Here is a 9,743-nt window from a genome sequence, read left to right on the forward strand (position 1 = left end):
CGGCGGCGAAGGCCAGCAGGATCGTGAAAACGACAATGCCGACACCGTCGTTGAAGAGTGAGTCGCCCTGCTTGTCGACCTCGAGACTTTCAGCTGCCTTTACATTTTGAGCGCACCTATGACCGCCACCGGATCGGTCAGGCTGATGAGAGCGCCAAACACCAGCGCCCAGGACAGCGGCAGCGACTAAGCAAGGAGACCAGCGGCCTGCCAGAATAGAAAGCCAACGATAAACGTCGACGTGAGCGTGGTGAAGGTGGCAAGCTCGATTACGGGTACGGCGCGGCTTACCAATTGCGAGATCGACGTGGAGCGCTCCACCGAAGAGCAAGAATGCTAGTATCCCGTTCATGACAACCGACGTGAAGTCGATCTGGAGCACTGTCGTTGTTAGCGCTTCGAGCAGATGCTGTTCTGGCGACGAACGCAGAGATCCCGCGTTTACCTGACGCTTCTGGCTCGATTGCAAGGCTCGCGAATAGTGATGACGAACGGTGGATCAGCATACCATAAGCCCTGTGCAAAAAAGGCGGGCTTCGTGCCCCAACCCTTTATTGGGAACGCGTGTGCGCGGATCTCATCATGGCCTGGCTGCAACAGCAGTCCACTTGCCAGAGGCCGGATATATTTAAGCAACTGGAATCGGCATTCAGGAGAACTGATAAAGAAGGTGTCGCCAGTCTGGCGTCTGACGACTATCCGACACTGTTCTGTCGCCTTTGTTGGTCCGCGACACCGGCCTAGTCCGCCGAGCTCTTGTCTGGCCTCAGTTAATCCGCTGAAAAGCAATCACAATCTTTTTCTTCTGTTGGGTCGGCCAAATTGGCACGAGTTTTGACACTCCTTCGTTGCGAGCCGGGAGCCGCCGACCGACGTTCATTTCGTGGATGACACCGCGATCGATGGAACGAAGAAAGAAAATCAAAATGTCAAATCCGCATCAGACAGCATTCTATGGGAAGGGGGCCTCGGCGAAATCGCCCCGATGTACTCCGCAATTTGCCCGGGCGCCTGGCGCGCGCCGGACAGATCAGCCAGCCAACAGGTAAGCAAGATGGACGTGCAAGAAACCACGGCAGCATGCCGGACGCCTTCGCCGAACTGGCGTCGCCAGCGCGCATCCACGACCCGTGTCCGTTTATGCGGTGGTTGCGCGAGCACGATCCGGTGCATCGCGCGGCGTCGGGCCTCTTTCTGTTGAGCCGCCACGCCGACATCTACTGGGCGCTCAAGGCCACGGGCGATGCGTTTCGGGCGCCGGCGCCGGGCGAACTGGTGCGCTATTTTCCGCGTGCGGCGACCAGCCTGTCACTCAATCTGCTGGCGTCTACACTAGCGATGAAGGACCCACCGGCGCATATGCGTCTGCGCCGGCTGATCTCGCGCGATTTCACCATGCGCCAGATCGAGAACCTGCGGCCGAGCATCGCGCGCATCGTCGCAGCGCGCCCGGACGGCATGGCGCCCGCGCTGGAGCGTGGGAAGCCGGTGGACCTGCATCGGGAATTCGCGCTGGCCTTGCCCATGCTGGTCTTGGCCGAACCTGTTCGGCATGCCCCAGGACGACATGTTCGGGCTCGCCGCCGTCATCGGCCCCATTCTGAGAGGCCTGGGCCCGCACGCCAGCGACCCCCAGCTGGCCGCGGCGGACGCGGCCAGCGCCAGGGTGCAGGCCTACTTCGGCGACCTCTATACAGCGTAAGCGCACCGATCCCCGCCACGACATCGTGTCGATGCTGGTCGGCGCACACGACCACGATGCCGACACGCTGTCGGATGCGGAGTTGATCAGCATGCTTTGGGGCATGCTGCTGGGCGGCTTCTCAACCACTGCTGCGACCATCGACCATGCGGTCTTGGCGATGCTGGGGTATCCCGAACAGCGGCACTGGCTTCAGGGAGACGCCGTGGGGGTGAAGGCATTGGTCGAAGAAGTCCTGCGCCGCGATTCGCCCGTCATGTTCAGCACCACTATGCGTATCGCCCGGCGCGACATCGAATTGGGCGGCGTGGTGATCCCGAAGAACACGGACGTGCCCGTGCTGATCGCGGCCGGCAATCGCGACCCGGACGCCTTCGCCGATCCCGACCGCTTCGATCCCGCGCGGTTCTACGGCACCAGTCCTGGCATGTCGACGGACGGGAAGATCATGCTGAGCTTCGGCACGGCATCCGCTGCTGCGTCGGTGCGCAACTGGCCAGGGTGCAGTTGGCCGAGAGCCTGCCGCGGATCCAGGCGCGCTTCCCCACGCTGGCATTGGCTAAGCCGCCGACCCGGGAGCCCTCCGAGTTCCTTAGGACGTTCCGCGCGCTGCCGGTGCTGCTGCATGCGCAGGGGGGCTGAGATGCGCGTCGTGATCGACCAGGATCTGTGCGCAACCAGCGGGCAGTGCGTGCTGACGCTGCCGGGCAACTTTCGCCAGCGCGAACCGGACGGCGTGGCCGAAGTGTGCGTGGCGACGGTCCCGCAGGCGCCGCACGCGGCCGTGCGGCTCGCGGCCAACCAATGCCCAGTCGCCGCCATTCGGGTCATCGAAAGCGACGTTGGCGATGACGAGCGCGCCAGCGCCGACCCTGCGCCTTCTCCGGCGGAGGCCGAGCGGCATGCCGCGAAAGACCAGCGCAATCCAGGAGGACACGATGGCGGTTTGAAGGCAAGGTGGCCGTGGTGACCGGCGCTGGCGCCGGCATCGCCAAGGCCGCGCCCTCGCCATCGCGCGCGAGGGCGGCAGAGTGGTGGTGGCCCACATTGAAGGCTCGGCGGCCATCGCCTGCACCGCGCAGATCGCGGCCGAAGCGGGCCACGCGGCTGGCCCTGGCCATGGACATCGCCGACGCGCAGTCGGTGGCAGCGCTGCTCGAGACGCCGAGCGGCACGTCGGTGGGGTTGACCTGGTGAACAACGCGAGCGACATGCATCTGACCCCGCGCCACCGCGCGATCCTCGACCTGGACCTGGCGGTCTCGGATCAGACCATGGCGACCAATCTGCGCGGCACGCTGCTCTGCTGCCGGCAGGCCATATCGCTCGCGGCGGTGGCGCGATCGTCAACAAGTGGTCGTGCCAGGCGCTCAGCGATGACACCGCGCAGACGTCCTACGCCGCGTCGAAGGCGGGGATGAAAATGCTGTCGGCCTCGCTCGCCACCCAGTACGGTCATGCGCAGATCCGCTGCAAGGCGATTGCGCCGGGTCTCGTCATGACCGAGCGTCTCCTCGCCATCTGGACGAGTGCATGCAACGGCATCTGCGCCGGCACCAGCTCCTGCCGCGCGTCGGCTGCCCCGAGGGACGTGGCCGCGCTGGTGGCATTCCTGCTCTACGACGATGCTGCGTTCATCACCGGCCAGGTCGTGTGCATCGACGGCGGCATGCTGGCGCATGTGCCGACGTACGCCGACGGTCGCAACAGCCGCGCCGCGCGGCCTGCAGGCACACGGCCGAAGCGGCCGCGGCTCCGCGCTGCTGATGGACATGCTGCTCAACCCGCTGGACCGTCGGCACCGGCTGCGGCACGACATCCCGCTCCGTGCGCGGCGCTTTCCCCCTGGTCGGGCATCTTCCCGCCATCGTCTGCGACCTGCCGCGCCTGCTGCGGCGCGCGGAACGGACGCTGGGCAGCCACTTCTGGCTGGAGTTCGGCCCTGCCGGACACCTGATGACCTGCGTGGATCCGGATGCGTTTGCACTGCTCCGGCACAAGGACGTGTCCTCGGCGCTGATCGAAGAGATCGCGCCCGAATTGCTTGGCGGAACGTTGGTTACCCAGGACGGCGGCGCGCACCGGCGGGCGCGCGATGCGATCAAGGCGGCGTTCCTGCCCAAGGGGCTGACCCAGGCCGGCATCGGCGATCTGTTCGTGCCCGTCATCCGGGCGCGGGTGCATGCCGGAAGGAGGTCCGCATAGACAAGAGCTGGGAGAGCCTGTTCGACGGCGACATCGGCTTGTCGATCGGCGATGGCAAGAAGATCAGCTGCAGAACGCGGTTGTGAATCATGAGGCGGAGACGTATGCCCTTCTTCGCCGGGTTTGCCCGGATTGCCAAACGTTCCGACCGGTCAAGCACTACACGACACGCCGGATCCGAACCGTCTTCTGCACCGTTGAGGTTCGCAATCCGCGATGGATGCTGTGCCGGAATGCCATCCAGGGGCGATCGAGCGACACCGGAGCTTATGGAACTGCCGGCGCGGCTAGGAAGCATGCTGCCCTACCGGCAGGCGCCGAAGGTGATGCCCGATTTCCTGCCCACTGAACCGACTGAGACGCATGCGACGGACAACGTACCATCAGGATCGGCAAGCGGCTCAACGACCAGGTCATGCAGGAAACTGGCGTGCGAGGTCGCAAACGGATGACCGATGCCGGCTTGAGATGCAGCTTCCCGGAGCTCGGCGCAAAGAGTTGGTCATCAGCATCGATACGGCGCACCTTCGTAGCGATGATCAACATTCGGCGCGAAATTGCGAGCTCGTCGTGGCCAGATGCGCCCGCGGAGGACGGGGAGAAAGGGGCAGTCGCTATTTCTTAACCGGCAGCACCGATCATCAGGCAATCCGTGATCGTGCTCTTCGCCCTCTCCAGGAAGTCGGATATCGCGGCTTTGGGGATGTGACGGTAATCTCGGACGGGGCCGAAATCCTAAAGCGGCTGCCCGGCGCCATGCCGAAACCAACGACCCACATCATCGACTGGTTTCATATTGCCATGGAGATCCAGCGCATACAGCAGATCGCCGATCGCATCGTACGATCCCGATCAGGCCCCTTTGAGCGCTTCCAACCATCGGCAGGGACATCAGAGCTGTGAAGTGGCGTCTGTGGCATGGGCGGGTCGGCAGCGCGATCCGCGACCTGGAGCAACTTCCTAGGACAGATTCAGTTGCGGCATTCTGCGTAGCTTCGGTTCGTTCTCTCAACATTGAAGACGTGCGGCCAACTCTGCTCAGCTACCGCTTGGCCGGGTCGGTTTCCATCATTCATGGGCGCAGCTCGTCGATAACTTCGGCTGGCGAGCATCGAACGCCGCGACATCTCTGCGCCACGCAGGCTGGCAAAGGCCTGGAGCATAGCGCCAAAGCCGAACCATACATCGGCGATCCGCCCTCCGAAATGTGACCGCGATCATCAACCGATGAGCATTGGATTCTCCGGATCCCTCATGGATGCAGTCAGGCGGACGGTCGCGGCCAGCCACCCCTCAGTGCAACGACAGTGCTCTTGGCCAACACACGACTAGCAGAGTGGCCGTGTGATCTCCCGAAAGGTAGGCCGATAAGTCTATGACCAGGATTTGTCAGAGCCAGTCCCGGCGAAGCGGGCGCAGTGACCCTCTCACGGCATACTCGTCGAGCTGGCGAGAGAGAGGTCTGAGGTAATGCCTCAGACGGGGCGGTTTTCGCTTCTGTTCTTCACCGGCTCCATTTTGGCCAGGCCGTCCTCGTATGAAACTTCCGTGTATGATCCACCGATGTCCTTGGCCGCGTCGAGCAGGTAGTCGAGCCTACCGGCCGCACCGAGCTTCTTGATGTCATTCTTGTCGACGCCGGCGAGGTCCATCATCTCCTTCCACACAGTTGATTCGTCGCAAGGCAGAATGCGGAAGGTGATGTCGCCTATCTTGGTGCGGTATTTCGCGAGCAGATCAATGTTGTTGCAGAACATGAAATAGCTGCCTTTGGGGCTCAGCCTGCCATCCAGAACCTTTGCGGCCTGAGGTAGATAGGCGAAGGAGTGCAGATATCCGGCAAGGACTGGGATGGTCGGTTCGCCTTCCTGCGCGATTGCAAGAACTTGTTCGATGGAATAGTCCGGCGGTCGTTTTTCGTCGGCGAGCTGGGCTTGGAACTTCAGCGCGATGTCGCCCCGAAATCCAAATCGCCCCGACTTCGTTGTCTCGGTCTTAAGCACCGCATTCAGCAATCGCCCCTCCTTGTCCAAATGGCCAAGAGCGGTTTTGTCGATCGACGTCATGGAAGGCTCCTCATCAATCTGTAGTGTACATGCAGGCCCAATGCGGCATGTCCGCCAACCTTGTGCAAGTTGTTTGCCATGCGCCTATGTCTGTAGCGACGCACAGCGTAAGCGGCGGCTCGGCGCAATGTGCATGAATACGTGCTGGCACCATCACGAGGTCTCGGCCGGATGAGGTCGGGACGCCGGAAAACCGCCTGTCTCAAAGCCGACAGGTCGCAAATCGTATGGTCGCCGCCTGCAAAACCAATCGATTTCAGCTGCATCCGGACTGGCATGGGATTTGCGAATTGTGCCTCGCGACAGAAACTGAGAGCGAGCCAGAAATGATCAACCTAACGGATAGCGCCATCAACGCACTGAAGGCCGCAATCTCCTCGACAACCCAGCCGGCAGGCGGTTTGCGGGTCATGGTCGAAGGCGGCGGTTGCCAAGGGTTCACATACAGAATGGGTCTTGCTCATGAGCCGGTCTCCGATGAACCCGTGTTCGAGCAAGACGGGATCAAAGTCTTCGTCGACAACGCGAGCCGGGCGCATCTCAATGGCACCACGATCGATTTCGTGGTGTCGCTCGAAGGATCAGGGTTCCGCTTCGATAACCCAAATGCCAAATCGAGCTGCTCCTGCGGCAAATCGTTCAGCTGAGCGGCCTTCGGACCATTCGCAAAAGGAGCATCGAACATGGGCCTGAAGGCTGAACGAACGAAGCAGTCTTCGAATGCAGAGGCTTCCGATCGCGAGCGGATTATCCGCGCCGTGCTCGATGACGTTCGGCCAAGCCTCAGGCGTGATCGTGGCGATTGTGAGCTCGTCGAAATCGAAGGCAACAAGCTCATGTTCAGGCTCACCGGCGCCTGCATGTTATGCAAGCTTGCGGGAGCGACGCTCGCGGCCATTCAGGCGCGCCAGGTCGAGCGGCTCGGCGAGTTCGTCCGCCTGATCCCGCTCCCCGGAGCTGCCAAAGTGGGGCCTTAAGTGCAGAGCGGACAATCCGTGCGGCCGATCTACCTGGATAACAACGCGACGACCCGTGCACATCCTTTGGTGGTCGCGGCAATGCTGCCGTTCTTCGCTGGGCAATTCGGCAATCCGTCGTCCGGGCATGCATTCGGCATTGAGGTTGCGCCCGCATTGAAACAAGCGCGCCGGAAGCTGCAGGCCCTCGTTGGCGCGGCATTCGATCACGAGATCGTCTTCACCTCGGGGGCAACTGAATCCGACAACACCGCGATCCTGTCCGCGCTCGCCGTGCAGGAAGGACGCGACGAGATCGTCACTACGGCCGTTGAGCATCCAGCCGTGCTGTCCCTTGCCGAGGAGCTGGGCCGACGAGGAATCAATACCCATGTCATTCCGGTCGATGCAAGCGGCCGATTGAACATCGAGGCTTATCGCAACGCATTGTCGAGGCGCACGTCAATCGCCTCGGTCATGTGGGCCAATAATGAGACCGGGACGATCTTTCCGGTGAAATCCCTCGCCAAGATGGCGCGCTCAGTCGGCGCGCTCTTTCACACCGATGCGGTCCAGGCGGTCGGGCGGATTCCGATTGACCTGAAGACTACGGACATCGACATGCTGTCGCTCTCCGGCCATAAGGTTTATGGTCCGAAGGGAATCGGCGCGCTGTATGTGCGCAAGGACATCAAATTCCGACCGCTGATCTTCGGCGGCGCACAGGAGCGGCATCGCCGCGCTGGCACCCAAAACGTTCCGGGCATTATTGGGCTCGGCAAGGCGGCGGAACTCGCTGCGGCAGGCCTCATAGAAGAGCAGATGCAGATTGGCGTGCTTCGCGACCGGCTGGAGCAAGGCATTCTCGCTCTCGGCTGTTGCATCGTGCTTGGTGATATCAAGAACCGCTTGCCAAATACGTCCAACATCGCATTCGAGCATCTCGAAGCAGAGGCCATCGTCGACCACCTGAACCACAACGGAATTGCCGTCTCGCTCGGTTCAGCCTGCGCGTCCGGCTCGATGGAGCCGTCCCATGTCCTGCGCGCGATGAGAGTACCACCGGCCTTTTTGCGCGGTGCGGTTCGCTTCTCGCTGTCGCACGAGACGGCGCCGGATGAGATCGATCGTGTCCTGCAAGTCCTGGCGGACATCAATGCCAAACAGAGAGCCTTGTGGCGTGCGTGTCAGGAGCGCGCGGGTGAGAGCTCACAACTTGCGGAGCTCCTATGAAGGTCATGATTCGCCGTTCGCCCGAGACGGGGCTTTCGATTTATGTGCCCAAGAAGGATCTTGAGGAGTCGATTGTCGAATGTGAGCACGAGACGCTGTGGGGTGGTTGGATCAGAATCGCGAACGGGTGGGTGCTCGACCTACCCGCGATGGCGAGTGACACCATCCTTCCAATTACTATCAATGCCAGGAAGCGCGGCGGCGAAGCAACCGAATGATGAATGCTGCGACTCCACAGAACCTCGCCAAACCAGCGGATGCGGAAGCTGTTCTTGGCGCAGCGGTCCGGCCTTTGCGAGGAAGGCCACATCATTCCCTGGCTTTGGCTTGGCGTGATCGAAGGTTCAGCCCAACGTGCCGATGACTCCGGAAGCGGTCGAAGCGTTCTTGGGAACCAAGATGGCGCCGACGCATGGTGCCAAACGCAATACTCGGCCTAGAGCGTTTCATTGCTTAATTGAATCGGAGGGGATTCCGGTTTTTGGCGGATTGTGATTCAAGATGCTGACTGGATTGGAGGCCAGCATCGCATGACCCGACCTCTTTCCCTGGATCTTCGCGAGCGAGTGGTGGCGTCGGTTTTGGCGGGCGAGAGCTGCCGGTCTGTGGCAGAACGGTTTGGCGTTGCGGTCTCGTCGGTTGTGAAGTGGGCACAGCGGCGGCGGGCGACCGGCTCGGTTGTGCCTGGCAAGATGGGCGGTCACCGCAAGCCTGTGCTTGATCCGCACCGCGCCTTCATCGTCGAGCGGATCACTCAGACGCCACACCTGACGCTGCATGGTCTCAAGGCGGAACTGGCAGCCCGTGGGGTCAAGGTCTCACACAACACGGTCTGGCTGTTCCTGCGCCGGGAAGGGCTGCGGTTCAAAAAAAACACTGTTCGCTCTCGAACAGGCTCGCGCCGACGTCTCTTGTAGGCGCCAGCGTTGGCGATCCTGGCAGGCCGGGCTCGATCCGGGCCGGCTCGTCTTCATCGACGAGACCTGGATCAAGACCAACATGGCCCCTTTGCGAGGCTGGGGCCCCAAAGGGGCACGCCTGCGCGGCTTCGCCCCGCACGGTCACTGGCGTACCCTCACATTCCTCGGCGCGCTCCGCCATGACCAACTCACGGCACCCTGCGTCTTCGACGGCCCGATCAACGGCGAATGCTTCCGCGCTTATGTGAAGCACCTTCTCCTGCCAACCCTGCGCGAAGGCGACATCGTCATTCTCGACAATCTCGGAAGCCACAAGTCGAAAGCTGTCAGGCAGATGATCCAGGCTGCTGGCGCCAGGCTCTGGTACCTGCCGCCATACTCGCCCGACCTCAACCCAATCGAACAGACCTTCTCCAAGATCAAACACTGGATGCGGCAAGCTCAGAAGCGCACCATCGAGGACACTTGGCGCCACATCGGTCACCTCGTCCAGGACATCCAGCCTCGCGAATGCGCTAACTACTTCGCAAGCGCCGGTTACGCTTCCGTCAAAATGTGAAGCGCTCTAGCATTACAGTTGTCTTTTTGATTTGACATGAGCGCGTTGAGCGGCAGCCTGATGAGCTCTGCGCCAGAAAGACCATGCGATGATGCGTGCGGG

The 9,743-nt window shown here is 61.9% G+C and carries 8 protein-coding genes and 3 pseudogenes; 10 read left to right on the forward strand and 1 reads right to left on the reverse strand.

All coding sequences use genetic code 11. The features are described from left to right. Window positions 1-1,054 precede the first annotated feature (1,054 nt). The 5 genes and pseudogenes from ABIB99_RS41985 (at window position 1,055) to ABIB99_RS42005 (ending at window position 4,810) form a co-directional block, all read left to right on the forward strand. A pseudogene (locus ABIB99_RS41985) lies at window positions 1,055-2,344 on the forward strand (cytochrome P450). Window position 2,345: 1 nt separating this feature from the next. Continuing rightward, a complete protein-coding gene (locus ABIB99_RS41990; RefSeq protein WP_247457915.1) occupies window positions 2,346-2,672 on the forward strand; it encodes a ferredoxin in 327 nt (108 codons plus the stop codon). A gap of 67 nt (window positions 2,673-2,739) precedes the next feature. After that, window positions 2,740-3,314 (forward strand): annotated as a pseudogene (locus ABIB99_RS41995) (SDR family NAD(P)-dependent oxidoreductase); the annotation flags it as partial. Window positions 3,315-3,468: 154 nt separating this feature from the next. Then, window positions 3,469-3,895: pseudogene (locus ABIB99_RS42000) on the forward strand (cytochrome P450); the annotation flags it as partial. Window positions 3,896-4,405: 510 nt separating this feature from the next. Next, on the forward strand, window positions 4,406-4,810 hold the full coding sequence (locus tag ABIB99_RS42005; RefSeq protein ID WP_247457914.1) for a hypothetical protein: 405 nt from the start codon (window positions 4,406-4,408) through the stop codon (window positions 4,808-4,810). 572 nt (window positions 4,811-5,382) lie between these two features. Here ABIB99_RS42005 and ABIB99_RS42010 read toward each other — a convergent pair. After that, window positions 5,383-5,973 (reverse strand): hypothetical protein, encoded by a 591-nt coding sequence (locus ABIB99_RS42010; RefSeq protein WP_247457913.1) that lies wholly within the window; start codon window positions 5,971-5,973, stop codon window positions 5,383-5,385. A 326-nt stretch (window positions 5,974-6,299) separates the two neighbouring features. Here ABIB99_RS42010 and ABIB99_RS42015 point away from each other — a divergent pair, with 326 nt between their 5' ends. The 5 genes from ABIB99_RS42015 to ABIB99_RS42035 all read left to right on the forward strand — a co-directional run bounded on the left by ABIB99_RS42015 (window position 6,300) and on the right by ABIB99_RS42035 (window position 9,641). Then, window positions 6,300-6,620 (forward strand): iron-sulfur cluster assembly accessory protein, encoded by a 321-nt coding sequence (locus tag ABIB99_RS42015; RefSeq protein ID WP_247457912.1) that lies wholly within the window; start codon window positions 6,300-6,302, stop codon window positions 6,618-6,620. A 36-nt stretch (window positions 6,621-6,656) separates the two neighbouring features. Next, window positions 6,657-6,950 (forward strand): NifU family protein, encoded by a 294-nt coding sequence (locus ABIB99_RS42020; protein ID WP_247457911.1) that lies wholly within the window; start codon window positions 6,657-6,659, stop codon window positions 6,948-6,950. A gap of 18 nt (window positions 6,951-6,968) precedes the next feature. Further along, window positions 6,969-8,162 (forward strand): cysteine desulfurase NifS, encoded by a 1,194-nt coding sequence (gene nifS / locus ABIB99_RS42025; RefSeq protein WP_247457910.1) that lies wholly within the window; start codon window positions 6,969-6,971, stop codon window positions 8,160-8,162. Further along, on the forward strand, window positions 8,159-8,380 hold the full coding sequence (gene nifT, locus ABIB99_RS42030) for a putative nitrogen fixation protein NifT (RefSeq protein ID WP_018457694.1): 222 nt from the start codon (window positions 8,159-8,161) through the stop codon (window positions 8,378-8,380). The genes nifS and nifT overlap by 4 nt, the downstream gene beginning before the upstream one ends. A gap of 312 nt (window positions 8,381-8,692) precedes the next feature. Beyond that, a protein-coding gene (locus ABIB99_RS42035) for an IS630 family transposase (protein WP_247457909.1) occupies window positions 8,693-9,641 on the forward strand; the annotation gives its coding sequence in 2 pieces (ribosomal slippage) (window positions 8,693-9,028 and window positions 9,030-9,641; 948 coding nt in all). Window positions 9,642-9,743: the final 102 nt, after the last annotated feature.

Source organism: Bradyrhizobium sp. LA6.1, from assembly GCF_040547805.1.
GTDB classification, from domain to species: domain Bacteria; phylum Pseudomonadota; class Alphaproteobacteria; order Rhizobiales; family Xanthobacteraceae; genus Bradyrhizobium; species Bradyrhizobium barranii.

Excerpts from the sequence above, each read along its gene's own strand:
- ABIB99_RS41990 (WP_247457915.1), top strand. The coding sequence starts at position 2,346 with ATGCGCGTCGTGATCGACCAGGATCTGTGCGCAACCAGCGGGCAGTGC.
- ABIB99_RS42010 (WP_247457913.1), bottom strand. The coding sequence starts at position 5,973 with ATGACGTCGATCGACAAAACCGCTCTTGGCCATTTGGACAAGGAGGGG.
- ABIB99_RS42015 (WP_247457912.1), top strand. The coding sequence starts at position 6,300 with ATGATCAACCTAACGGATAGCGCCATCAACGCACTGAAGGCCGCAATC.
- ABIB99_RS42020 (WP_247457911.1), top strand. The coding sequence starts at position 6,657 with ATGGGCCTGAAGGCTGAACGAACGAAGCAGTCTTCGAATGCAGAGGCT.
- nifT (WP_018457694.1), top strand. The coding sequence starts at position 8,159 with ATGAAGGTCATGATTCGCCGTTCGCCCGAGACGGGGCTTTCGATTTAT.